Source organism: Pantoea sp. Ap-967 (genome assembly GCF_011752565.1).
Taxonomy (GTDB): domain Bacteria; phylum Pseudomonadota; class Gammaproteobacteria; order Pseudomonadales; family Pseudomonadaceae; genus Aquipseudomonas.
This window is the reverse complement of record NZ_VWXK01000028.1, coordinates 13,159-35,456: the sequence shown is the minus strand read 5'-3', so window position 1 is coordinate 35,456 and position 22,298 is coordinate 13,159. Positions and strand designations below refer to the sequence as shown.

At 64.3% G+C, this 22,298-nt stretch carries 22 protein-coding genes; 8 read left to right on the top strand and 14 right to left on the bottom strand.

The genetic code is table 11. The features are described from left to right. Positions 1 to 35 precede the first annotated feature (35 nt). On the bottom strand, positions 36 to 1,130 hold the full coding sequence (locus F3J45_RS23350) for a tartrate dehydrogenase (RefSeq protein WP_167068594.1): 1,095 nt from the start codon (positions 1,128 to 1,130) through the stop codon (positions 36 to 38). 97 nt (positions 1,131 to 1,227) lie between these two features. Between F3J45_RS23350 and F3J45_RS23345 the strand changes: the two genes are divergently transcribed. Beyond that, positions 1,228 to 2,139 (top strand): LysR substrate-binding domain-containing protein, encoded by a 912-nt coding sequence (locus F3J45_RS23345; RefSeq protein WP_167068591.1) that lies wholly within the window; start codon positions 1,228 to 1,230, stop codon positions 2,137 to 2,139. A gap of 615 nt (positions 2,140 to 2,754) precedes the next feature. On the opposite strand, the gene F3J45_RS23340 is transcribed toward F3J45_RS23345, so the two are convergent. The 5 genes from F3J45_RS23340 to ribBA all read right to left on the bottom strand — a co-directional run bounded on the left by F3J45_RS23340 (position 2,755) and on the right by ribBA (position 8,086). Further along, positions 2,755 to 3,903 carry an ABC transporter ATP-binding protein gene (locus F3J45_RS23340; protein WP_167068588.1) on the bottom strand — a complete coding sequence of 383 codons (1,149 nt, stop codon included), beginning with the start codon at positions 3,901 to 3,903 and terminating at the stop codon, positions 2,755 to 2,757. 19 nt (positions 3,904 to 3,922) lie between these two features. After that, positions 3,923 to 4,732 (bottom strand): ABC transporter permease, encoded by an 810-nt coding sequence (locus F3J45_RS23335; protein ID WP_027919924.1) that lies wholly within the window; start codon positions 4,730 to 4,732, stop codon positions 3,923 to 3,925. 6 nt (positions 4,733 to 4,738) lie between these two features. After that, entirely contained in the window at positions 4,739 to 5,656 is a 918-nt protein-coding gene (locus F3J45_RS23330; RefSeq protein WP_167068585.1) for an ABC transporter permease, read from the bottom strand. Further along, entirely contained in the window at positions 5,653 to 6,678 is a 1,026-nt protein-coding gene (locus F3J45_RS23325; protein ID WP_167068582.1) for an ABC transporter substrate-binding protein, read from the bottom strand. Before F3J45_RS23325 ends, F3J45_RS23330 begins: the two co-directional genes overlap by 4 nt. A gap of 286 nt (positions 6,679 to 6,964) precedes the next feature. Continuing rightward, on the bottom strand, positions 6,965 to 8,086 hold the full coding sequence (gene ribBA / locus F3J45_RS23320) for a bifunctional 3,4-dihydroxy-2-butanone-4-phosphate synthase/GTP cyclohydrolase II (RefSeq protein WP_167068579.1): 1,122 nt from the start codon (positions 8,084 to 8,086) through the stop codon (positions 6,965 to 6,967). 78 nt (positions 8,087 to 8,164) lie between these two features. On the opposite strand from ribBA, the gene F3J45_RS23315 reads away from it, so the two are divergent. Continuing rightward, positions 8,165 to 8,458 (top strand): DUF1330 domain-containing protein, encoded by a 294-nt coding sequence (locus tag F3J45_RS23315; RefSeq protein ID WP_060510889.1) that lies wholly within the window; start codon positions 8,165 to 8,167, stop codon positions 8,456 to 8,458. 80 nt (positions 8,459 to 8,538) lie between these two features. Here the strand turns inward: F3J45_RS23315 and F3J45_RS23310 are convergent, their stop codons facing one another. Next, on the bottom strand, positions 8,539 to 9,261 hold the full coding sequence (locus F3J45_RS23310; RefSeq protein ID WP_167068576.1) for a pirin family protein: 723 nt from the start codon (positions 9,259 to 9,261) through the stop codon (positions 8,539 to 8,541). 250 nt (positions 9,262 to 9,511) lie between these two features. Between F3J45_RS23310 and F3J45_RS23305 the strand changes: the two genes are divergently transcribed. Continuing rightward, positions 9,512 to 10,861 (top strand): PAAR domain-containing protein, encoded by a 1,350-nt coding sequence (locus F3J45_RS23305; RefSeq protein ID WP_167068572.1) that lies wholly within the window; start codon positions 9,512 to 9,514, stop codon positions 10,859 to 10,861. 37 nt (positions 10,862 to 10,898) lie between these two features. After that, positions 10,899 to 11,297: a hypothetical protein gene (locus F3J45_RS23300; protein ID WP_167068569.1), complete on the top strand. Its 399-nt coding sequence runs from the start codon at positions 10,899 to 10,901 to the stop codon at positions 11,295 to 11,297. A gap of 224 nt (positions 11,298 to 11,521) precedes the next feature. Here the strand turns inward: F3J45_RS23300 and F3J45_RS23295 are convergent, their stop codons facing one another. Next, entirely contained in the window at positions 11,522 to 12,541 is a 1,020-nt protein-coding gene (locus F3J45_RS23295) for an alpha/beta hydrolase (protein ID WP_167068566.1), read from the bottom strand. Positions 12,542 to 12,687: 146 nt separating this feature from the next. On the opposite strand from F3J45_RS23295, the gene F3J45_RS23290 reads away from it, so the two are divergent. After that, a complete protein-coding gene (locus F3J45_RS23290) occupies positions 12,688 to 13,572 on the top strand; it encodes a LysR family transcriptional regulator (protein ID WP_167068563.1) in 885 nt (294 codons plus the stop codon). 76 nt (positions 13,573 to 13,648) lie between these two features. Here F3J45_RS23290 and F3J45_RS23285 read toward each other — a convergent pair whose 3' ends face one another. The 6 genes from F3J45_RS23285 to purU are packed head-to-tail and all read right to left on the bottom strand — an operon-like array spanning position 13,649 to position 20,441. Beyond that, a complete protein-coding gene (locus F3J45_RS23285) occupies positions 13,649 to 14,224 on the bottom strand; it encodes a sarcosine oxidase subunit gamma (RefSeq protein WP_167068560.1) in 576 nt (191 codons plus the stop codon). 3 nt (positions 14,225 to 14,227) lie between these two features. Continuing rightward, positions 14,228 to 17,131 carry an FAD-dependent oxidoreductase gene (locus tag F3J45_RS23280; protein ID WP_167068557.1) on the bottom strand — a complete coding sequence of 968 codons (2,904 nt, stop codon included), beginning with the start codon at positions 17,129 to 17,131 and terminating at the stop codon, positions 14,228 to 14,230. After that, entirely contained in the window at positions 17,128 to 17,433 is a 306-nt protein-coding gene (locus F3J45_RS23275) for a sarcosine oxidase subunit delta (protein WP_167068554.1), read from the bottom strand. Before F3J45_RS23275 ends, F3J45_RS23280 begins: the two co-directional genes overlap by 4 nt. A gap of 10 nt (positions 17,434 to 17,443) precedes the next feature. Beyond that, entirely contained in the window at positions 17,444 to 18,685 is a 1,242-nt protein-coding gene (locus tag F3J45_RS23270; protein ID WP_167068551.1) for an FAD-dependent oxidoreductase, read from the bottom strand. After that, positions 18,667 to 19,578: a bifunctional methylenetetrahydrofolate dehydrogenase/methenyltetrahydrofolate cyclohydrolase FolD gene (folD, locus tag F3J45_RS23265; RefSeq protein WP_167068548.1), complete on the bottom strand. Its 912-nt coding sequence runs from the start codon at positions 19,576 to 19,578 to the stop codon at positions 18,667 to 18,669. Before folD ends, F3J45_RS23270 begins: the two co-directional genes overlap by 19 nt. Beyond that, positions 19,575 to 20,441 carry a formyltetrahydrofolate deformylase gene (gene purU / locus F3J45_RS23260; RefSeq protein WP_167068543.1) on the bottom strand — a complete coding sequence of 289 codons (867 nt, stop codon included), beginning with the start codon at positions 20,439 to 20,441 and terminating at the stop codon, positions 19,575 to 19,577. The genes folD and purU overlap by 4 nt, the downstream gene beginning before the upstream one ends. A gap of 233 nt (positions 20,442 to 20,674) precedes the next feature. Here purU and F3J45_RS23255 point away from each other — a divergent pair, with 233 nt between their 5' ends. The 3 genes from F3J45_RS23255 (at position 20,675) to F3J45_RS23245 (ending at position 22,258) form a co-directional block, all read left to right on the top strand. Continuing rightward, positions 20,675 to 21,076, top strand: a complete 402-nt coding sequence (locus F3J45_RS23255; protein WP_167068540.1) for a hypothetical protein — start codon at positions 20,675 to 20,677, stop codon at positions 21,074 to 21,076. Positions 21,077 to 21,320: 244 nt separating this feature from the next. Continuing rightward, positions 21,321 to 21,542 carry an MbtH family protein gene (locus F3J45_RS23250; protein WP_016711157.1) on the top strand — a complete coding sequence of 74 codons (222 nt, stop codon included), beginning with the start codon at positions 21,321 to 21,323 and terminating at the stop codon, positions 21,540 to 21,542. Next, positions 21,539 to 22,258 (top strand): alpha/beta fold hydrolase, encoded by a 720-nt coding sequence (locus F3J45_RS23245; RefSeq protein ID WP_167068537.1) that lies wholly within the window; start codon positions 21,539 to 21,541, stop codon positions 22,256 to 22,258. Before F3J45_RS23250 ends, F3J45_RS23245 begins: the two co-directional genes overlap by 4 nt. Positions 22,259 to 22,298 lie beyond the last annotated feature (40 nt).

Sequence of the window (22,298 nt, the reverse complement as noted above, 5' to 3'; positions counted from 1 at the left end):
CAGATTACGACGGTTGCGTGACCGAAATGTGACGATCAGGCGCCGCCCAGGGCTTCGACGATGGCCTGGCCAACGGCCTCGGTCGAATGCTTGCCGCCCATGTCCGGCGTGGTGGTGCCACGGGCGATCACCTGCTCGATGGCCTGCAGGATGTCATCGTGTGCGGCCTGGTAGCGGCCATCCGGCGCCTGCTTGCCAAGGAACTCCAGCATCATCGCCCCCGACCAGATCATGCCGATCGGGTTGGCGATGTTTTGCCCGTAGATGTCCGGTGCCGAACCGTGCACCGGCTCGAACAAGGAGGGGAACTTGCGCTCCGGGTTGAGGTTGGCCGATGGCGCGATGCCAATGGTGCCCGTGCAGGCCGGGCCCAGGTCGGACAGGATGTCGCCGAACAGGTTGGACGCCACCACCACGTCGAAGCGTTCAGGTTGCAAGACGAAACGCGCACACAGGATGTCGATGTGCTGTTTGTCCCAGCTGATTTCCGGGTAGTGCTCGGCCACGGCGGCGGTGCGTTCGTCCCAGTACGGCATGCTGACGGCCATGCCGTTGGACTTGGTCGCCGAGGTGACGTGCCGGCGTGGGCGGTTTTGCGCCAGTTCGAAGGCATATTCGAGGATGCGGTCGACACCTCGGCGGGTGAACACCGATTCCTGCACGACGATTTCATGGGCCGTGCCTTCGAACATGCGCCCGCCCAGCGACGAGTATTCGCCTTCGGTGTTTTCCCGCACCACCACGAAGTCGATGTCGCCAGGCTGCTTGCCGGCCAGTGGGCAGGGCACGCCGGGGAACAGGCGCACCGGGCGCAGGTTCACGTACTGGTCGAAGTCGCGGCGGAACTTGAGTAGCGAGCCCCACAGCGAGACATGGTCAGGCACCTTGGCGGGCCAGCCGACGGCGCCGAAGTACAGGGCATCGAAGCCCTTGAGCCGGTCGAACCAGTCGTCTGGCATCATTTTGCCGTGGGCCAGGTAATAGTCGCAGTTGGCCCATTCGAAAAATTCGAAGTCCAGGGCCAGGCCGTGTTTGCGCGCAGCCGCTTCGAGCACGCGGATGCCTTGCGGGAGCACTTCATTGCCGATGCCGTCTCCGGGGATGGCGGCAATTCTGAATGTCTGGGTCATGGGCACACCTTGGGGCAGGGGGAACAGGTGTGGGCCATGCTATAAGAGGCTTCATTGAAGATAATCTGCCATTCCATGCATTCTTAGTGTACGAAACGTGAATAAACTACCCAGCCTCGACGACCTCGACATCTTTCTCCAGGTGGCCCGCCGCGCCAGTTTCGCGGCAGCGGCCGAAGCCCGCGGCATGTCGGCGGCCTTTGTCAGCAAGCGCATTCGCCTGCTGGAGGCCGACCTTGGCGTGCGCCTGCTGCACCGTACCACCCGGCGGGTGACGGTGAGCGAGGAGGGCGAGCGGGTTTACCAATGGGCCCAGCAGATGTTCGAAGCCCTGCAGCGCATGGGCGAGGACCTGGAAGCCGGCCAGCGCGAGCCGGCCGGGCAGCTGCGCATTGCCAGCAGCCTGGGGCTGGGCCGGCGCATGCTGGCGCCGGCACTGTCGGCGCTGGCGGCGCGCTACCCGCGGCTGGACATCCGCCTGGATGTGCATGACCGCCTGGTGGATTTGGTGGCGGAGGGCATCGACCTGGATATCCGCGTGGGCAACACCATTGCGCCCAACCTGATCGCCAAGCGCCTTGCCCGCAACTGGCGGGTGCTGTGTGCCGCGCCGGATTACCTGGCTCGGCGTGGCACGCCAAAGCACCTGGCCGACTTGGCCGGGCATGATTGCCTGGCGATCAAGGAGCGTGACCACCCCTTCGGCGTGTGGCACCTGGAAGGGCCGGAGGGCGAGCAGAGCGTGCGGGTGACCGGGGCGCTGTCGAGCAACCATGGCGAAGTGGTGCACCAGTGGTGCCTGGATGGGCGGGGTATCGTGCTGCGGTCGTGGTGGGATGTGCACGACAGCCTGGCGGACGGGCGGCTGGTGCAGGTGTTGCAGGGGTATCGGCAAAGTGCCGATATCTGGGCTGTCTACACCGCGCCGTTGGCCGGGTCGGCCAAGGTGCGCGTGGCCGTTGAGTTTTTTCGGGCGTACTTCGCTGACAGGTTTCAGGGTTGTGATTGACCTTGGCGGCCTCTTCGCGGGGCAAGCCCGCTCCTACAAATCGTTGTAGGAAATAACCCAGCCCTGGGGGCTGCGCTGTCGCGCAGGGAACAATGCCAGCAGCCGCGCCGCAATTCCCCTGTGGGAGCGGGCTTGCCCGCGAAGATAGCGACGCGATGGATGGCACCGGCTTCGCCGGTGTTCGCGGCGGTTCGACGCCTCGACAAGCCCGCTCCCACAGGATTGTCAGTTAAATCAAATAGTTATGTTTTGCTCCATGAGAGCCTACCCAGCCCTACGGGCTGCGCTGTTGCGCAGGGAACCGTGCCAGCAGTCGCGCCGCAATGCGTGGGTGCCCAAAAATGCGATACGTGAACACCGGCGCTTGACCTACACCACAACCCTGGGCTGCCGATCAAGCGCCCATCTCCAGGCCAGCGCCGCCCCGGTAGGAGCGAGCGTAGCTCGCGATGGGGCGCGCAGCGGCCCCAGGGTTTCAGCCTCGCGGCTCATAGTGCTGGGGCTGCTTTGCAGCCCATCGCGAGCTGCGCTCGCTCCTACAGGATTCACCGTTAAATCAGATGGTTACGATTTGTTCCATAGGAGCGGGCTTGCCCCGCGAAAGGGCCGGTAGGGTCAGTGCGCCCCAGCCGACTTGCTCAAGTCGCTCTCGGCCCACTCGGTGTAGATACAGGCATCCGCCACCGCCCAGCGTACCTTCACACTGTCCCCCGGCTGCATCGGCATACCCGCGGCAGACAGCGCCTTCACGGTAAGCTCGGTACCGCCTGCGGTCACCACGTGGCAGGTCTGGCTTTCCCCCAGGAACAGCACTTCACCGACCTTGGCGCTGACTTCGTTCCAGCCCGCCGGCAGCGGCTCGCGCGCGGCCTGCTCGGCGGTCAGGGCCAGGGCTTTCTCCGGGCGCACCATGATCAACGCCTGTTGGTCGGCGCTGATGCCTGGGGTCAGGCGGATCGCCACCGGCTGCCCTTCGAAGCTGCCGGCGCCGTTGCTGTTGGCCTTGATACGCAGGAAGTTGGAGTTGCCCAGGAACGAGGCCACGAAGGCATTCGGCGGGTTCTGGTAGAGGTCGTAACCGGTGCCCAGGCCGACGATCTTGCCGTGGCTGAAGATGGCGATGCGCTGGGACAGGCGCATGGCTTCTTCCTGGTCGTGGGTGACGTAGACGATGGTGATGCCCAGCCGGCGGTGCAGCTGGCGCAGTTCGTCCTGCAGGTCTTCACGCAGTTTCTTGTCCAGCGCGCCCAGCGGCTCGTCCATCAGCAGGATCCGCGGTTCATACACCAGCGCCCGGGCAATGGCCACCCGTTGCTGCTGGCCACCGGACATCTGCGATGGCTTGCGGTGGGCGAATTTCTCCAGTTGCACCAGCTTGAGCATGGCATCCACGCGCTTGCTGGTTTCGCTGGCGCTGAGCTTGCGAATGGCCAGCGGGAAGGCGATGTTGTCGCGCACGTTCAGGTGCGGGAACAGCGAATAGCGCTGGAACACCATGCCGATGTCGCGCTTGTGCGGCGGCACGTTGACCAGCGACTGGCCGTCGACCAGGATCTCGCCGCTGCTGGGGGTTTCGAAGCCCGCCAGCATCGACAGGGTGGTGGATTTGCCCGAGCCGCTGGAGCCGAGGAAGGTCAGGAATTCGCCGTCCTGGATTTCCAGGTCGAGGTTGTCCACGGCGGTGAAGTCGCCGTAGTGCTTGTTCAGGCCACGCAGGCTGACCAGGGTCTTGCCGGGCGCGTTGTCTTTGATCACTGCACTCATTGTTGTTTTCTCCGCGCGCTCAGGCGTTGACTTCGGTGCGCCGGCGCAAGGCGGCGGCAATGAACATGACGAGAAGCGACAGGCCGATCAGCAAGGTCGAGGCCACGGCAATGACCGGGCTCAGGTCCTGGCGCAGGGTGGTCCACATTTTCACCGGCAGGGTTTGCAGGTCGGGGCTGGCCATCATCACGCTCAGCACCACCTCGTCCCACGACACCAGGAAGGCGAACAGGCCGCCGGCGATCATGCCCGGGCGAATGGCCGGGAAGGTCACCTTGAAGATCGCCTGCAGGCGCGAGGCACCGCAGATCACCGCGGCATCCTCGATCGACTGGTCGAACAGCTTCAGCGAGTTGATGATCGAGATGATGGTGAACGGCAGGGCGACGATCACATGGCTGACCACGAAGGCGAACAGCGTGCCGGTGTAGCCAAGCTTGAGGAACAGTGCGTACACGGCCACGGCGATGATCACCAGTGGCACGATCATCGGCATGGTGAACAGGCCATAGAGCATTTCACGCCCAGGGAAGCGGCCGCGCACCAGGGCGAATGCGGTGGGCAAGCCCAGCAGCACGGCGGCGATGGTGGTCAGCACGGCGACCTTCAGGCTGGCCAGGGCGGCGTCCATCCACTCCGGGTTGGAGAAGAACTGGCCGTACCACTTGAAGGTCCAGCCCGGCGGCGGGAACACCAGCCACTGGGAGGAGCCAAACGACAGCAGCACGATGAACACCACCGGCAGCAGCAGGAAGGCGGCGATCACCCCGGTGGTCAGGTACAGCCCGGTGCGCAGCGGGCGCCCCATGGCATTGGGAGACAGAAGCATGGTGAATTACCTCGCGTTGCCAACCGGGGATTCCGGCTGCAGCTTCAGGTACAGGTAGAAGAGCACCAGGGTGATCACCACCAGCAGTGCGGCGGCGGCGCTGGCCAGGCCCCAGTTGAGGAACGACTGCACCTGCTGGATGATGAACTCGGGCAGCATCATGTTCTGCGCCCCGCCCAGCAGGGCCGGGGTGACGTAGTAACCGAGCGACATCACGAACACCATCAGCGCACCGGAGAACAGCCCCGAGCGGCACAGCGGCAGGAACACCTTCCAGAAGTTGGTCCAGGGGCTGGCGCCGCAGATCGACCCTGCCTGCAGCACCATCGGGTCGATGGCATGCATGGTCGCCTGCAGCGGCAGCACGATGAACGGGATCATGATGTAGCTCATGCCGATCACCACGCCCGTGAGGTTGTGCACCATTTCCAGCGGGGCATCGATGATGCCCATGGCCATCAACGCCTTGTTGATCACCCCCGAGCTTTGCAGCAGCACCAGCCACGAGTAGGTGCGTGCCAGCAGGCTGGTCCACATCGACAGCAGCACGATGTTCAGCAGCCAGCGGCCCCAGCCCTTGGGCACCAGGGTGATCGCCCAGGCCAGCGGGAAGCCCAGCAGCACGCTAATCAGGGTGACCACGCCGGCCACCGAGAAGGTGTTGAACAACACCCGTGCGTAAGCCGAGTTGGCGAACAGCTGCTCGTAGTTACCCAGGCCCGGCGTGGGTTCCAGCACCCCGCGCAGCAACAGGCCGACCAGTGGCGCGAAGAAGAACAGGCCGAGGAACAGCAGGGCCGGCAGCAGGTTGCGGCTGCCTTTCCAGCGCTGGCTCAGGCTCACGCGGCGGGGGGCCGTTCCCGGGGCGCCGGTGCCCGTGGGGGCACCTTGCGCATTGTGCAGGGCGTTGATGGCGACTTTCATTTGACCAGCCACTCATTCCAGCGCGCGGCGATGGCCTGGCCGTTCTTCGCCCAGTAGGCGAAGTCCAGGGTGACCTGGTCCTGGGCGTAGGCGGTGGGCAGGTTCGGCGCGAGGTTCTTGTCCAGCTTGGCGACGCTGTCGAGGTTCACCGGGGCGTAGGCGGTCTTGTTGGCGAACTCGGCCTGGCCTTCGGCGCTGCTGGCGTTGGCCAGGAACTTCATGGCCGCGTCCTTGTTCTTCGAGCCTTTGGGGATGACCAGGAAGTCGGCCATGACCAGGTTCTGCTTCCAGCTCACGCCCACCGGTGCACCGTCTTGCTGCAGGGCATAGACGCGGCCGTTCCAGAACTGGCCCAGGGACGCTTCACCGGAGGCCAGCAGTTGCTGGGACTGGGCGCCACCGCCCCACCAGACGATGTCTTTCTTGATGGTGTCGAGTTTCTTGAAGGCGCGGTCCAGGTCCAGCGGGTAGAGCTTGTCGGGGGCGACGCCGTCGGCCAGCAGGGCCAGCTCCAGCACGCCGGGGCTTGGCCATTTGTACAGGGCGCGCTTGCCGGGGTAGGTCTTGGTGTCGAACAGCGCGGTCCAGTCGACGGGCTTGTTGGCACCGAGTTTGCCTTCGTTGTAGCCGAGCACGAAGGAGAAGAAGAACGAACCTACGCCATGGTCGGAGACGAAACGGGGGTCGATCTTGTCGCGTTTGATCTGGTTGAAATCGAGGGGTTCGAGCAGGCCTTCGTTGGCGGCGCGCAGGGCAAAGTCGGCTTCGACGTCCACCACGTCCCACTGCACATTGCCGCTTTCGACCATGGCCTTGAGCTTGCCGTAGTCGGTGGGGCCGTCTTGCACGACCTTGATGTCGGTGGCCTTGGTGAAGGGAACTGCCCAGGCTTCTTTCTGGGCGTCCTGGGTGGTACCGCCCCAGCTGACGAAATTGAGGCTGTCGGCGGCCTGGGCGGCCTGACATGCCAGGGTCAGCAGGCTGGCGGACAGCACTGCGGTTACACGTTTGCTCAACAGCATGGTTACGCCCTCGTTGCTTTTGTTATTCGAGGCGGGGCTTTTTGGTGCGCCCGCCAACAGTGTTCGGGGAGCAGCTAAAACAAAGTGTCTTGTGGCCGTTTGTGATTGTAGGTGCCGGCCTGAAATTTTAAGGTCTACGGGATATCATATTATGGTATTCCAAGCTTTTGGCAAGAGGCAGGAGGCGACCGGCCATCACTCCGTCCTTGCCGAGCCTGTGCAAGCCCTGTGGGGGCGGGTAAACCCGCTGCCACAGGGCCCTGCAAGCCCTGCTGCTTACGTAGGCTCAGCTCACCAGGCCCGGCTCGAAGGGAATGCTCTGCACCACCTCCAGCTCGTAGCCGGCCAAACCTGCATATTTCAGCGGTGGCCCCAGGTGACGCAGCTTGCCCACGCCCAGGTCCTGCAGAATCTGCGCGCCGGTGCCCACTTCCGAGTACACCTTCGACTGCCCCCGTTGGTACGGCCTTACCGGCTGGGTCAGCTGCGGTACGCGCTCAAGCAGCGCCTGGGACGACTCGTGGTTGGCCAGGATCACCACCACCCCGGCGCCTTCGTCGGCCACTTTCTGCAGCGCCGCCCACAGCGTCCAGTTGGCCGGGCCGGCATATTCGGCGCCCACCAGGTCGCGCAGCGGGTCGATCACGTGCACGCGCACCAGGGTCGGTTGCTCGCGGCGGATATCGCCCATGACCATGGCCATGTGCACGCCACCTTCGATGCGGTCTTCATAGGTCACCAGGCGGAACGTACCGTGCACGGTCGGCAGCTCGCGCTCGCCGATGCGCTTGATGGTCTGTTCGGTGCTCAGGCGGTAGTGGATCAGGTCGGCGATGGTGCCGATCTTGATGCCATGCTGCGCGGCGAACACTTCAAGGTCGGGGCGCCGGGCCATGGTGCCATCGTCGTTGAGCACTTCGACGATCACCGAGGCCGGGGTGAAACCGGCCAGGCGGGCCAGGTCGCAGCCAGCTTCAGTGTGGCCGGCACGGGTCAGCACGCCGCCTTCGCGGGCGCGCAGGGGGAAGATGTGGCCGGGCTGCACCAGGTCTTCGGGGCGGGCGTTGGGCGCCATGGCAGCGGCCACGGTGCGCGCCCGGTCGGCGGCGGAGATGCCGGTGGTGACGCCGCTGGCGGCTTCGATCGACACGGTGAAGGCGGTGCTGAACACGCTGCCGTTAGCCGGCACCATTTGTTCCAGGCCCAGGCGCTGGCAGTGCTCGTCGGTCAGGGTCAGGCAGATCAGGCCGCGCGCCTGGCGGGCCATGAAGTTGATGGCCTGGGCGTCACAGCGCTCGGCGGCGATCAGCAAGTCGCCTTCGTTTTCCCGGTCTTCGTCGTCCACCAGCAGGACCATCTTGCCTTGCCTGTAGTCCTCGAGGAGTTCTTCGATGCTGTTGAAAGCCATGCTGCACGCTCACTGTGGTGGGGTGATTTTTATGGTATACCATCATACACAAATATTTTTGTAACTGGAGAGCAGCGGATGAAGGCCTATTGGATCGCCCATGTCGATGTGACCGACCCTGAGCAGTACCAGCAATACACCCAGCGTGCCCCCGCTGCCTTCAAGGCATTCGGCGGCCGCTTCCTGGCCCGTGGCGGGCGCAGCGAGGCGATGGAAGGGCGGCCCACCCCACAGCGTAGCGTGGTGATCGAGTTCGACTCGTATGAGCAGGCGCTGGCGTGTTATCGGTCTGCGCTGTACCAGGAGGCATGCAGCCACCGCCAGGGGGTGGCGAAGGCTGAGGTGATTATTGTCGAAGGGTTCGAGCCCTAATCGTGTGCGCCTTGTCGCGAGCTGCGGGCCCTGTGCTCCCCCACCGGTAGGCGCGCAGCTCGCGATAAGGCCGGCCCTGCTTACGGCATACCCGGCAACTCATGTGGCCGCAGGTCGAACACCAACACCTCGGCATCCACGCCATTGCCCAGTTCCAGCACGTGCTCCTGCCGCACGCGCACCCCATCTCCTTCATTCAGCACTTGCCCATTGAGCTCGATGCTGCCACGGGCCACATGCACATAGGCATGGCGGTTCTGCGCCAAGGTCAAGGTGGCGCGTTCCGCACCGTCGAACAACCCGGCGTACACCCGCGCATTCTGCCGCACCTGCAGCGACCCCTCGGCGCCATCGGGGGAAATGATCAGGCGCAACTTGCCGCGTTTTTCCTCGGCGCTGAAGTGCTGTTGCTGATACCGCGGCGTCGCCCCCCGGACGTTGGGCACGATCCAGATCTGCAGGAAATGCACCGGCTGCGCCTTGCTGTGGTTGAACTCGCTGTGCGCCACGCCGTGCCCGGCACTCATCAGTTGCACGTCACCGGGGCGAATCACCGAGCCAGTGCCCAAGGTGTCCTTGTGCTCCAGCGCGCCTTCGAGCACGTAGGAGAAGATTTCCATGTCCCGGTGCGGGTGCTCGCCAAAGCCCTTGCCGGCAATGACACGGTCGTCATTGATTACCAGCAGGTCGGAGAAACCCTGCTCGTCGGGGTTGCGGTAATGGCCGAACGAGAAGGTGTGGAAGGATTTCAGCCAGCCATGGAAAGCCAGGCCGCGGTCTTGGGCGTTACGGATGGTGAGCATGGGGATTCTCCTTGAAAAGCCGGGGCCGGGAGGGCCGCCGGGCTGTTGATGGGAGAATCTTACTGTCAGCCTGATGTGTTAAAAATAGGGGTAAACGAGTATCACTGTCTCGTTTTGGATGACGCATGTAGGACGCTTCCTACAGATATTTTTCCTTCGGTTGTAGGCCCTGTCTTGATTTCATCGGGGGTGGTTTTGAAGGGCCGTTCTGCTGCTAGCTTCCCGGTTCTCCACATCAGGAAGGGAAACCATGCGAACGGTGATGATTGACGGCAAGGGCCAGGCGGTGGACGGCGACAGCACGACCACCGGGGCGATCTGCGTGGCGACGGGCAACGGGTACTTCAGCGAAGGGCGCAGGGTACTGCGCTGCGGCGACCCAACCACAGCCTGCCCAATGTGCGGGGAGGAGGGGGTCGTTGTCGAAGGCTGCGCGAGCTTCATTTCAGACGGCCAACCGGTGGCCGTGGACGGTTCGCTGGTGGCGTGCGGGTGCCCCAGTGGCCGTAATCGGGTAATCGCTTCGATGACGGGTGCCTTGCCTTCTGGCAGCACGTTAGCGCCTGGCAACCCGGCGTCGACGGCGCTTTCTCCAGGCAGCCAAGCTGCCGGGTTGGAACCAGGCTTTCATATCGTCCAGCGCAGCATGTCGTTTGAGCAGGTGCTGGCGAGCCTGGACATGGCCCGTACACCCTTGCCGATTTCACTGCTGCAGCGCTTGAACCCCAGCCATGGCGAAGGGTTCAAGGCCGGTGAGATTTTCGTGCTCGGCAGCGCGGGCAGCGAGTTTGCCTGCAGCCCAGGGGAAACCGAGCTGATGATGGTGGCGGAGAAGGTGAGGGAGTCGCTGGGCATCCTTACCAAGGAAGAGGCCAACTTCATGATGCAGCACATTGGCGAGATTGCCGGGGTGCTCAGTGGGGCGAGCCAGTCGATGGGGGTGGGCAAGGATATGCTGGAGCGGGGAGTATCGCAGGTAAAGGACACGCTGAAAGGCATCGAGGCCTTGCACCAGCAGCAATTCACCCTGCACGGCCACCTTAAAAGCCCGGAGTTCTTTGCCTCGCGTCAGCAACTCTATAAGCAACTGGATAGCCAGCTACGCACCGCATTTCTTAACAAGTCACTGGGGTTAGGGAACTACGACAAGTTACGGCGCGATCTTGGTATCTCGACAAAAAGTTTGGTGCACCACTGGAAGAAAGCGGGTGTGCCTGGAAATATACCTGGCTATGCAACGCACTTGGATGAAGTGGCGAAAGTGTCGAAGTACCTCAAGTATGGGGGGGGGGTCGGGATTGGGCTTGGCGCAGGGTCATCTTCTTTAAAAGTCCACGAAGCTTGCCGGGAAGGGGAAACTGCAGAATGCAAAAAAATTCGATTTACAGAGGCTGGTAGTTTCTCAGGCGGGCTTGTAGGCGGCGCATTGGGCGCAGCCGCTGGAAAGACGGCAGCCGTTGCAGTTTGCAAGTTCGGAGGTTGGGGAAAAGCGGCTTGCGGCATCGTCACGGTTAGTGGACTCGCTTTCGGTACCTCGAAGGGAGTCGAAGCGGTGGGGGAGTATTTGGGAGAACAGATCTACGGGGCTTTTTATGATTAAGCTGGCCAAGTTCCTGATTAAGTAGGATTAACACTAAATGGAGTTTTATATAACCAGTATTCGTGATTGGCCTAATTACATTCAGTGGATTTATCTGTGCTGCCCCTTGGTCATGGGGGGAGTAGGCCTGTTGATCGACATACATATTGCAGGCTCGCGGCATTTTACCGTTATGTGCAATGCGTTCAAGCGGAGCACCTTGCTTGCCGAGGAGCTTAGTTATGCTGGGGCGAGTCTTCGGTCGAGGTTTATGGTCGTTGCAGGTATGACAAGTGCGCTGTTCTGGCCAGATATTTTTATTGGTCGAGGGCAGTTGCATCCTGATGACAATAGGGAATTTCCTAGTTATCTCAGAAAGCGAATGAAGTTGGCAATGCTACTGGTGGTGTTTGCAGTGATATGGTCAATGCTGAGCTATATCTTCGTAGAAATGTAAAAAGATGTCGGTAGAGCGTAAGTGCGGGGAGGAAGTAGCGTTCGGTCAGGCCAATCAGTTACTGCAAATTCACGTTATGCGCATCGCGAGCTGCGCTCCTACCTGGCTCAAGTAACTGGGGCCGCTTTGCGGCCCATCGCAGGCAAGCCAGCTCCTACAGGCGTAGCGTTGGCCTGTAGGAGCTGGCTTGCCTGCGATGGGCTGCGAAGCAGCCCCAGGTTTGCTTATTGCAAATGAACCTTCAATTCCCCAGCCGCCTGCCTCATCGCAGCCTTCACCGCCGGCACCTGGCTCAATGGGTTCAGCAGCCCGTAGTCATGGATCATCCCGTTGTAGCGCACCGAGGTCACGGTCACGCCGGCGGCATTCAGCTTGCGGGCATAGGCCTCACCCTCATCGCGCAGCACATCGAACTCGGCGGTCTGCACCAGCGCTGGCGGCAGGCCCTTGAGTTGTTCAGGCGTGGCGCGCAGCGGCGAAGCGTAGATCTGTTCCCGGGCCTTGGCGTCGGTGGTGTAGTTGTCCCAGAACCACTTCATCATCCCAGTGGTCAGGAAGTGCCCCTCGGCGAACTGCTTGTACGAGCCGGTTTCGAAGCTGGCATCGGTCACCGGCCACAGCAGCAGCTGGAAGCGCAGGGCCGGGGTGCCGGCCTCCTTGGCCTTGAGTGCGACCACCGCCGCCATGTTGCCGCCGACACTGTTACCGGCAACGGCCAGGCGCTTGCCGTCCACGCCGATTTCCTTGCCATGCTCGGCCACCCACTGGGTCGCGGCATAGGCCTGGTTGATCGCCGTTGGGTAGTGCGACTCAGGCGATGGGGTGTAGTCCACGTACACGGCCACTGCACCGGAACCCACCACCAAGTCGCGGATCAGCCGCTGGTGAGTCGGGAAGTCGCCCAGCACCCAGCCACCGCCGTGGAAGAACATGAACACCGGCAGGTCACCTTTGACATTGGCCGGGCGCACCACCTGCAGCGTGATCGACTGGCCGTTGGCCTGGATGCTGCGCTGCTTCACCTCGATACCGGACAGGTCGACCTTGACCGATGCCTGGGCACCGGTCAGTACGGCGCGGGCGTCTTTCGGGCTGAGCTGTTCAAGCGGCTTGCCGCCACCTTGCTCCAGCGCTTGCAGGAACGCCTGGGTGTGCTGTTCGACGCCTGGGCTGCCAGCGGCGAATGCGCTGGACACCGACAGGGCGAGGAGGGAAGCGGTGAGGGTTTTTTGGACAATGCTCATGGTCGAATCCTTTTCTGTTCAAGTGTTGGGAGTTGGCGTCTTGCCTGGCCTTCAGGGCCATCGCTGCAACCTGTGTGTAGATTAAGCAGATGCAGCTTCGGGAAAAAGCCGCTATAAAGCGTTTGACTGTCACTAAGAGCGAGACAATGAACCCCTACGAAGACATGCGCATCTTTGCCCAGGTCATGGAAGCCGGCAGCTTCACCGCCGCCGCCGACCGCCTGGGCATGTCCAAGCAATCGGTTAGCCGGCGCCTGATGCAGCTCGAAGAGCGCCTTGGCGTGCGCCTGCTCAACCGCTCCACGCGGCGCCTGGACGCCACCCCGCTGGGCCAGCACTACTACCAGTCGGCGCTGCGCCTGCTGGGTGAGGTGCAGCAGGTGGAGCACGACATCAGCGGCCAGGCCCAGGCCCTGCGCGGCACCCTGCGCCTGAGTGCGCCGTTGTCGTTCGCCATGGCCCACCTGGGCTGCCTGCTGACCGAGTTCCTGCAACTGCACCCGCAGGTGGACGTGGAAGTGGACCTTAGCGACCGCGCCGTGGACTTGATCGGCGAAGGCTATGACCTGGCGCTGCGCATTGGCGCGCTGGAGGACTCCAGCCTGATCGCTCGGCGTATTGCCGATGTCGAGCGGGTGTATTGCGCAAGCCCCGCGTACCTGCAAGCCCGTGGCGTGCCCACCCGGCCCGAGCAGTTGGCCGGGCATGATTGCCTGCCCTACGGGCACTCGCGGCAGGTGCAGTGGCAGTTCCGCCAGGGCGGCAAGGCCCAGGCGATCCAGGTGGCTGGGCGCATGCGTGCGAACAACGGCGAGATGCTGAGGGACGCGGCGATTGCCGGGATGGGGGTGACGTACTTGCCCACCTTCATCGTTGGCCAGGCGCTGGCGGATGGGCGCCTGGTCACCGTGCTGGATGAGTGGGTGACGCCGGCGTTGCAGTTGTCGGCGGTGTACCCGCAGCACCGGCAGGTGGCGCGGCCGGTGCAGGGGTTCGTGAGTTTCCTGCGCGAGCGGTTGGTGCAGCTTTAAAGCCGGGGCAGCCTACCCGGGAGACGCGATTTCCTGGGTAGGAGCGACCGCAGGTCGCGATAGCGCCATCAGCCCCTCAACACATCCCCCCGCCAAACTCGGCCATGGCATCGAGCACCGCGTCACGAAAATACGCCAGCGACGCCCGGTCGAACAGCAACTGCAGCGTCTCGTTCCCCACATTCACCACGATCACATTGATCCGCGCCGCCGACGTCTGCGCCACGGCGCCAACCGGGAACGCCGGCAGGCGCAGGTCCACGCCGCACAGCTTGGCCATTACTGCGCTGCAGTGGCTGCCGCACAACTGCAACCAGGCATGGCTGTCCTGGCGCGGTAGCAGGTAATTGCGCCGGGCATCCTGCACCCATTCACCTTCATCGGCGGCCACCCGCGCACCGTGGTCGGCCAGGCTGCCCAGCACCAGGTACTCGCTGGCCGACAGGCGCGCCACCCAGCTCCCGTCGTCCTGGCGCTGGGCCTGGTTGGGTAGCGCTGGCAGGCGATAGCCACGTGCTTGCAGGTACGCTGCGCTGTCTGCGCCGCGAAACCCCACCCGCGCCAGTTCAGTCAGGTCAGTCAGGCCGCAGGCCTGTTGCAGCCCGGCCTGGGGGCTGCGTGGAATGAAGGCTTCGGCTTTCAGGCTGGTCATGGCTCAGAGCTCCTGGCGCAGGTTGTCGGGATCATGGAAGGGCAAGGGCACCACCTTGGCATTGACCATCACACCGCCCTCCACGCGGATCGGGATGTGCATGCCAGGGGTCGCCTGGTGGGCGCCGGCATAGGCCAGGCCGATGATTTGCCCCAGGGTCTGGGAGTATTCGCAGGAGGTGACGTTGCCGCTGATATCGGCGCCGTCCAGCACCAGGTGGCCCTCCAGTGGCTGCGGGCTGCCCTTGGCCAAGGTGAAACCTACCAGCTTGCGCTTGAGCGGCTGCGCTTCGAGGATCTCGATGGAGCGCTTGCCGACGAAGAACGGCTTCTTGCGGCCAATGGCCCACTGCATGTCGATTTCTGCGGGATGGGTCATGCCATCGGTGTCCTGGCTGATGATCACATGGCCTTTTTCCAGGCGCAGCAGGCGCTGGGTTTCGACCCCGAACGGGCGAATGCCCAGGCCGGTGCCGGCCTGCATCAGCGCATCCCACAGGCGTTCGGCGTGGCGCGCCGGCACGTGCACCTCATAGCCCAGCTCACCGACGAAACCCACCCGCAGGATGCGCGCCGGGATGCCGGCCACCTTGCCCAGGCGCACCCCCAGGTAGGGAAAGGCCTCGGCGCAAAGGTCAACATCGTCACACACCTTGGCCAGCACCTGGCGAGACAGCGGCCCGGCCAGGTTCACCGCCGCCAGGGCCGCCGTGACGTTGGTGATGTCCACGTCAAGGCGCCATTGGGCGTTCCACTTGAGCATCTGCTGGTAGATGCGGTCGACCCCGCTGGTGGTGGCGGTGACATAGAAGTGCTGCTCGGCCAGGCGGGCGCACACGCCATCGTCAATCACCACGCCGTGCTCGTTGGTCATCAGCGCATAGCGGGTGCGGCCGATGGCCAGCTTGGCGAAGCCGAAGGTGTACAGGCGCTCCAGCAGCTCGGCCGCGTCCGGGCCGCGCACATCCAGGCCGCCCAGGGTGGAGACGTCGATCAGGCCGACCTTCTCGCGCACATGCCGGGCTTCTTCCTGCATGCAGCGCTCGCGTTCCTCGGGCTGGCCGTAGTAGGCCGGGCGCTGCCAGATACCGGCGGGCATCATCTTCGCCCCGGCTTGCAGGTGGCGCCGGTGCATCGGCGTTTGCCGGTACGGGTCGAAGGCGCGCCCGGCGACATGCGCCAGTTTCTCTGCCTGGAACGGTGGCCGGGCGGTGGTCACCCCGGTTTCGCTGATGCTACGCCCCGTGGCCTGGGCTACCAGGCGTGCGGTGGGCAGCGCCGAATGGCGGCCCTGGGACGGGCCCATGCCGACCGTGGAGAAGCGCTTTACCAACTGCACGTCGCGGTAACCACTGCGCGTGGCGTTGACGATATCGCGCACTTGCAGGTCCTCGTCGAAATCGACGAAATCCTTGCCCTTGGGGTGGGGGAAGATCGGCCAGGGGAAGTTCACCTTGGCCTCGGCTACGAAGGTTGGCGCTGCCTGGGCCTGCAGGCCCAGCGCGGCCAGCGCTTGCGCAGCTGCGCGGGTGGCGTCGGCCAGGACGTTGGCCAGCGCATGGCGGCCGTTCACCGAGCCTGCGATATCCAGCCCCACGGGCAGGTTGCTGATGGCGAACTCATCGCGGTTCACGTCATAGGCCAGCTTGCCGCCGGCCTGGCACAGCAGCTGGTACACCGGCATGTAGCCCGCCGACATGCACAACAGGTCGCAGCTTACGCGCAGGCCCTGTTCGCCCACCTTGCCCTGGCCTGTGATCGGGCGAATATCGGCGCCGGTGACATGGCGCATGCCCGCCTCGTGCAGCGCTTCGTACACCGTGCTGCCCAGGTGCAGGGGAATGTCGCGGCGTTTGAGTTCAGCCGCTAGCGCGGCATCGCCGGGCGCGGCGCGCATGTCGACCACAGCGGCGATGGCCACGCCTTGCTCCTGCAGGTCGAGGGCGGCCAGGTAGCCGTCATCGTGGCCGGTGAGGACAACCGCCCGCTGCCCAGGCTTCACCGCATAGAGCTTCATCAGCCGTTGCGCGGCGCTGGTCAGCATTACCCCGGGCAGGTCGTTGTTGCGAAATACCACCGGTTGGTCGAACGAACCGGCCGCCACCAGGCAGCGGGTGGCGCGTACCTTGTACAGGCGCTTGTGCTGGATCACCGGCAGGTAGTTGTCGGTGAACCAGCCGTTGCAGGTGGCCTCGCACAGCACCTGGATGTTCGGGTGGCCCTGAACGGCGGCCAGCAACTCCTGGCGCAGGCTGGCGGCGCGGGTGCCGGCGATGTCGAAGCGGGCGTAGGTCAGCGAGCCGCCGAGCACCGGCTGCTGCTCGACCAGCAGCACCTGGGCCCCGGCGTTGGCCGCATCCAGCGCTGCGTGCAGGCCGGCCGGGCCGCCACCAATGACCGCCACGTCAACAAAAAGGTAGGCCTTGTCGTAATACTGCGGCTTGAAATCGAGGTTCAGCACGCCCAGGCCGGCCTTTTTGCGAATCAGCGGCTCCCACACTTTCCACATGCCCTTGGGCTTGTAGAACGAGCGGTAGTAGAAACCCACCGGCATGAAGCGCGAGAACTTGCCCAGGTAGGCGTCGCGGTCGTGCTCCAGGCTGCCGTTGAAGTTCTGCCCTTCGACCACCAGGCCGTCGCGGGCAGCTTCCATATCGGCCAGCACGTTGGGCTCGTCAGGCAACTGCACCAGGCTGTTGGCATCTTGCCCGGCCATGCTCAGTGGGCCCCGTGGGCGGTGGTACTTGAATGAGCGCGACAGCAGCCAGCGGCCGTTGCCAAGCAGGGCGCTGGCGATGCTGTCACCGGCAAAGCCTGCGCAGGCCTGGCCGTCGAACTGGAAATGCACGGGCCGCTCGCGGTCGATCAGCAGGCCCATGGGCGCGGGGAGGCGAGTGTGGCTGTTCATCCGGCGATCTCCGGTGTGGCGGTTGGGGCGAAGTCGACGCGGCGGTCGAACAGTTCCTTGGGGTCGAAGGTGCGCAGCACCTGGTCGCTGACGGTGTGGCGCTCGGCCAGGAACCAGTAGCTGGAGGCGTTGTGCAGCCACCACTCGATGACCACGCCAGCCAGGTTGTCGCTGTTGAACACGTAGTCGGCCCATTCGGCGTCGCTGCAGGTGGCCGGGTCGGGCATGTACTTGAATTCGCCGCCGTAGGTGAACTCGCTGATGTTGCGCGGGCCGTTCAAGGGGCAGGTAAGAATTTTCATCAGGGTGCTCCTAGTGGCTGGCCGCGGTGGCGCCCATTTCGTTGACTTGCTGGAAGCGGCTGAAGCGCTCCAGGGCGAACGGCGCGATCATGCCCGGCACCTTGCCGCCGCTGGCGACCAGCTCGGCCATGGTCTTGCCGCAGATGGGCGTCGCCTTGAAGCCCCAGGTGCCCCAGCCGGCGTCCAGGTAGTAGTTCTCGACCGGCGACAGGCCCATGATCGGGCTGTAGTCCGGCGTCATGTCGGTGATCCCGGCCCACTGGCGCATCAGCTTGGCGTTGGCCATGAACGGGAACATCTCGATGGCGTGGGCCAGCAGGCTTTCCTTGAGGTCGAGGGTGGAGCGGGTGTTGTACAGCGGGTAGGGGTCCGAGCCACCACCGAAGACGATCTCGCCGCGGCTGGTCTGTTGCACGTAGCAATGCAGCGCCGACGAACTCACCAGCGGGTCGAGGAACGGCTTGAACGGCTGGGTGACCATGGCCTGCAACGGGTAGGTGTGAATGGGGGCGCGGATGCCGGCCTTGGCCAACAGCTGCGAGCTGGCCCCGGCCACCGCCTGCACCACGCACCCGCACTGCACGGTGCCGCGGTTGGTTTTCACCGCTTCGATGCGGCCATTGCGGATCAGCAAGTCCTGCACTTCAGTCAGTTGATGGATCTCCACGCCACGCTTGGCGGCCTGCTTGGCATAACCCCAGGCGACCGCGTCGTGGCGCGCGGTGGCGCCGTCGATATGCCACAGGCCAGCGAGCACCGGCAGGTGGCCGGGGTCCAGGTTCAGGCTGGGCACCAGCTCGCGGATCTGCTGGCGGTCGATCATCTCGGTGCGCCCGCCAAAGTGTTTGTTGACCTCGGCGCGCTGGCGGAAGGCGCGCACGGTGGCGTCGGTGTGCGCCAGGGTGAGCTGGCCGCGCTCGGAGTACATGATGTTGAAGTCGAACTCGTTGGACAGGTTCTGGAACATCCGCACCGATTCCGCGTAGAAGCGCACGCCTTCGGAGGTGAGGTAGTTGGAGCGGATCACCGCCGTGTTGCGCGCCGTGTTGCCGCCGCCCAGGTAGGCCTTTTCCAGCACCGCAACGTTGGTCACGCCGTGGTACTTGGCCAGGTAATAGGCGATGGCCAGGCCGTGGCCGCCGCCGCCGATGATCACCACGTCATAGCGCGGCTTCAATTCACAGGGTGGCGGCAGGTCGACTTCCACCGGGTAGTCGGCGCTCAGGCCGTATTTCAGCAGGGCGAAAGGCATGGGATGCGCTCCGGGTGGGCGGCCTGTTGCTGCAGGTCGAGGGCGAGCAGGGTGTTTTTCATCAGGTAAGCGATGGTCATTGGGCCGACGCCGCCGGGCACCGGGGTGATGGCGGCGACCTGGGGCAGGGCGGCGGCGAAGTCGACATCGCCCACCAGGCGGCTGTGGCCGCCTTCCTCGATACGGTTGATGCCCACATCGATCACCACCGCGCCCGGCTTGAGCCAGCTGGCGCCAATCAACCGTGGCTTGCCCACCGCCGCGACGACGATGTCGGCCTGGCGGCACAGCGCCGGCAGGTCGTGGCTGCGCGAATGCACCACGGTCACCGTGCAGTCGGCCTGCAGCAGCAGGGCGGCCATGGGCTTGCCGACGATGTTCGAACGGCCGACCACCACCGCGTGCTTGCCGCGCAAATCGCCGCAGGCATCGCGCAGCAGGCGCATGCAGCCGCTGGGCGTGCAGGGGGTGAGCACGTCACGGCCCTGGGCCAGGCCGCCGACGTTCTGGCTGTGGAAGCCGTCCACGTCCTTCAACGGGCTGATCGCCTGGAGAATGCGGTGTTCATCGACCTGCGCGGGCAAGGGCAGTTGCACGAGGATGCCGTTGACCTCGGGGTCGCGGTTGAGGCGGTCGATCAGGGCCAGCAACTGGGCCTGGGTGGTGTCGGCCGGCAGGCGATGCTCCAGCGAGCGAATGCCCACCTCCTCGGCGCGCAGCACCTTGTTGCGCACATACACTTGGCTGGCGGGGTCGGCTCCCACCAGCACCACGGCCAGCCCCGGTTGCAAGCCGCCCTGGCGCAGGGCCTGAACTTGCTCGCGAACTTCGGCCAGCACCCGCGCCGCGGTGGCCTTGCCGTCGATCAGCTTGATGCTGGGAATGGCGTTCATTTGAAGATCACCGTGCGGTCGTGGTTGAGGAACACCCGGTGTTCGAGGTGGTACTTCACCGCGCGGGACAGGGCGATGGTTTCGGTGTCCCGGCCAATCGCCACGAGGTCGTCCGGGGCGTAGGCGTGGTCAACGCGCTGCACTTCCTGCTCGATGATCGGCCCTTCGTCGAGGTCGCTGGTGACGTAGTGGGCGGTGGCGCCGATCAACTTGACCCCACGCTGGTAGGCCTGGTGGTAGGGCTTGGCGCCTTTGAAGCCGGGCAGGAACGAGTGGTGGATGTTGATTGCCCGGCCCGACAGCTGGCGGCACAGGTCGTCGGACAGAATCTGCATGTAGCGCGCCAGCACCACCAGTTCGGTGCCGGTGTCCTCGACGATGCGCATCAACGCCGCTTCCTGGTCTGCCTTGGTGTCCTTGGTCACTGGCAGGTAGACGAAGCGAATGCCCTGGCGCTCGGCCATTGGGCGCAGGTCCAGGTGGTTGGACACCACCGCGGTGATCTGCATGTCCAGCTCGCCCTTGGCGTGGCGGTACAGCAGGTCGGCCAGGCAGTGGTCGAACTTGCTGACCATCAGCAGCACGCGCAGCGGCCGGGCGCTGCTGTGCAGGCTCCAGTCCATGTCGAAGCGCCGGGCCACATCGGCGAAACCGGCTTCCAGTTGTGGGGTGTCACCGCTGACCCCGGTGTTGTAGCGGAATACGGCACGCATGAAGAAGCGGCCATTGTCCTCGTCGTCGAACTGCGCCATCTCGCTGATGTAGCAACCGTGCTCGGCCAGGTAGGTGGTCACCGCGGCGACGATGCCGGACACCGCCGGGCAGCTGACGCGCAGGATGAAGTGATCGGGAGCGGGGTGCATGTCGGATAGGCCTCGTGATGGAGTGGGGCAGGTCGGCACAAGGGCAAAAGAGGTTTCGCGAGCAGCGAAGAGTGTTTCTTGGTAGGAATATAAATTTCCTTTTGGCGATTTATAGGCGAATTGAGGGGTGGTGGTCCAGCGGTTTGTGAAATTTTTTATCCTGGCAGGAAAGTTTTTCGGCGCGCGGAAGGTGGCTTGGCCGCGGCCGGGCGAGTGGGGCTATGCTTAGGGCCATGACCACCGCCCCTGCGCTTCGCCAACCCTGCCCCCCTGGCGCCTGTGATTGCGGCCGAGAGCAACTGGCCGAGCACCCGCCTGCAGCCCAGCGCATCCTCCTGCTCACGCGCCAGGAGGAAAAGCGCCTGCTTGAGCGCCTGGAAAACCTCAAGGACCTTGAAGACCTGCAACGCCTGCAGGTGCGGTTGTATGAAAACCTGGGCATCCGCGTGCATATCGTGCCCGGCTTCAATGAGGTGCGTACCATGCGCGGGATCGTGATCGAGCTCGATGCCCAGCCTGGGTTGTGCCGCAGGACCCGGCAGTCGATCCCGGCGGCGATTCGCCGGGGGTTGGAGCGTAATCCGCAGGTGGCGTTTCGGTTGCTTGATGCCCACGATTTGCTTCGGGATGCTTGAGGTGGTTGGCGTTAGGTGGGTGGCGACTGTGAGATCGAGCGCCGCCCGCGCGGCGCATCGCGAGCTTTGCTCGCTCCTACGTTGTTTGTTTCGGGCCAGTGAGGCCTGGGGGATTGAGCGCGAATGCTTTGGCGCATGGCGCAATATGGCGTCGTAACTAATTTTTCCAAACCTTCCCACGTCTACTTGAAAGCCCCCCTACGCCATCCCCCGTAGCGGCACCATTCATTCAAGGAGACCGGCAATGACTTCCGTATTCGACCGCGACGATATCCAGTTCCAGGTAGTGGTCAACCACGAAGAGCAGTATTCCATCTGGCCCGACTACAAGGCGATCCCCAACGGCTGGCGCGCCGTGGGCAAGAGCGGCTTGAAGAAGGAATGCCTGGCCTACATCGACGAAGTCTGGACCGACATGCGCCCGCTGAGCCTGCGCCAGAAAATGGCCGAAGCTGCTGCCCAGTGACCACCGTCAACCTGCTGTGCCTGCCGTATTCGGGGGCCAGTGCGATGGTCTACAGCCGCTGGCGGCGCAAGCTGCCAGCCTGGCTGCAGGTGCGCCCGGTCGAACTGCCCGGGCGAGGCGCGCGCATGGGCGAACCCCTGCAAACCGACATGCAGGCGCTGGCCCGTCAACTGGCGGCCGAGCAGCGCCTGTGCACCCACGCGCCCTATGCCTTGCTCGGCCACAGCCTGGGGGCGTTGCTGGCCTTCGAGCTGGCGCACGAACTGCTGGCACTCGGCTGCCCGGCACCGTTGGCGCTGTTTGCCTGCGGCACGGCGGCGCCCACCCGGCGCGAAGACTACGACGGCAAGAACTGGCGCGACCCCAAGAGCGACGATGAGTTGAAGCACGAGCTGCGTGAACTCAACGGCACGCCCGAGGAAGTGCTGGCCAATGCCGAGTTGATGAGCCTGACCCTGCCGATCCTGCGTGCCGACTTCCTGCTCTGCGGCCGTTATGCCTACCGCGAGCGCCCCACGCTGTCGTGCCCCGTGCAGGTGCTGGGCGGCGCAGACGACCGTGCCAACCCGGAGCAACTGCAGGCCTGGGGCAAGGAAACCCATGGCGCGTTCGACGTGCAGATGTACCCCGGTGGGCACTTCTTCATCCACGAGCACGAAGACCAGGTGCTGGCCACGCTTGCGGCCTCCCTGGAACCGTTGAGGCTGTCGGCCTGATTGACGCCACCGCGTGCCTGGGGGAGGCTAGGGCTTTTCC

Bases quoted from the DNA above. Each gene is read 5' to 3' on its own strand.
- F3J45_RS23350 (WP_167068594.1), bottom strand. From the start codon at position 1,130: ATGACCCAGACATTCAGAATTGCCGCCATCCCCGGAGACGGCATCGGC.
- F3J45_RS23340 (WP_167068588.1), bottom strand. From the start codon at position 3,903: ATGAGTGCAGTGATCAAAGACAACGCGCCCGGCAAGACCCTGGTCAGC.
- F3J45_RS23335 (WP_027919924.1), bottom strand. From the start codon at position 4,732: ATGCTTCTGTCTCCCAATGCCATGGGGCGCCCGCTGCGCACCGGGCTG.
- F3J45_RS23330 (WP_167068585.1), bottom strand. From the start codon at position 5,656: ATGAAAGTCGCCATCAACGCCCTGCACAATGCGCAAGGTGCCCCCACG.
- F3J45_RS23325 (WP_167068582.1), bottom strand. From the start codon at position 6,678: ATGCTGTTGAGCAAACGTGTAACCGCAGTGCTGTCCGCCAGCCTGCTG.
- ribBA (WP_167068579.1), bottom strand. From the start codon at position 8,086: ATGGCTTTCAACAGCATCGAAGAACTCCTCGAGGACTACAGGCAAGGC.
- F3J45_RS23315 (WP_060510889.1), top strand. From the start codon at position 8,165: ATGAAGGCCTATTGGATCGCCCATGTCGATGTGACCGACCCTGAGCAG.
- F3J45_RS23310 (WP_167068576.1), bottom strand. From the start codon at position 9,261: ATGCTCACCATCCGTAACGCCCAAGACCGCGGCCTGGCTTTCCATGGC.
- F3J45_RS23305 (WP_167068572.1), top strand. From the start codon at position 9,512: ATGCGAACGGTGATGATTGACGGCAAGGGCCAGGCGGTGGACGGCGAC.
- F3J45_RS23300 (WP_167068569.1), top strand. From the start codon at position 10,899: ATGGAGTTTTATATAACCAGTATTCGTGATTGGCCTAATTACATTCAG.
- F3J45_RS23295 (WP_167068566.1), bottom strand. From the start codon at position 12,541: ATGAGCATTGTCCAAAAAACCCTCACCGCTTCCCTCCTCGCCCTGTCG.
- F3J45_RS23290 (WP_167068563.1), top strand. From the start codon at position 12,688: ATGAACCCCTACGAAGACATGCGCATCTTTGCCCAGGTCATGGAAGCC.
- F3J45_RS23285 (WP_167068560.1), bottom strand. From the start codon at position 14,224: ATGACCAGCCTGAAAGCCGAAGCCTTCATTCCACGCAGCCCCCAGGCC.
- F3J45_RS23280 (WP_167068557.1), bottom strand. From the start codon at position 17,131: ATGAACAGCCACACTCGCCTCCCCGCGCCCATGGGCCTGCTGATCGAC.
- F3J45_RS23275 (WP_167068554.1), bottom strand. From the start codon at position 17,433: ATGAAAATTCTTACCTGCCCCTTGAACGGCCCGCGCAACATCAGCGAG.
- F3J45_RS23270 (WP_167068551.1), bottom strand. From the start codon at position 18,685: ATGCCTTTCGCCCTGCTGAAATACGGCCTGAGCGCCGACTACCCGGTG.
- folD (WP_167068548.1), bottom strand. From the start codon at position 19,578: ATGAACGCCATTCCCAGCATCAAGCTGATCGACGGCAAGGCCACCGCG.
- purU (WP_167068543.1), bottom strand. From the start codon at position 20,441: ATGCACCCCGCTCCCGATCACTTCATCCTGCGCGTCAGCTGCCCGGCG.
- F3J45_RS23255 (WP_167068540.1), top strand. From the start codon at position 20,675: ATGACCACCGCCCCTGCGCTTCGCCAACCCTGCCCCCCTGGCGCCTGT.
- F3J45_RS23250 (WP_016711157.1), top strand. From the start codon at position 21,321: ATGACTTCCGTATTCGACCGCGACGATATCCAGTTCCAGGTAGTGGTC.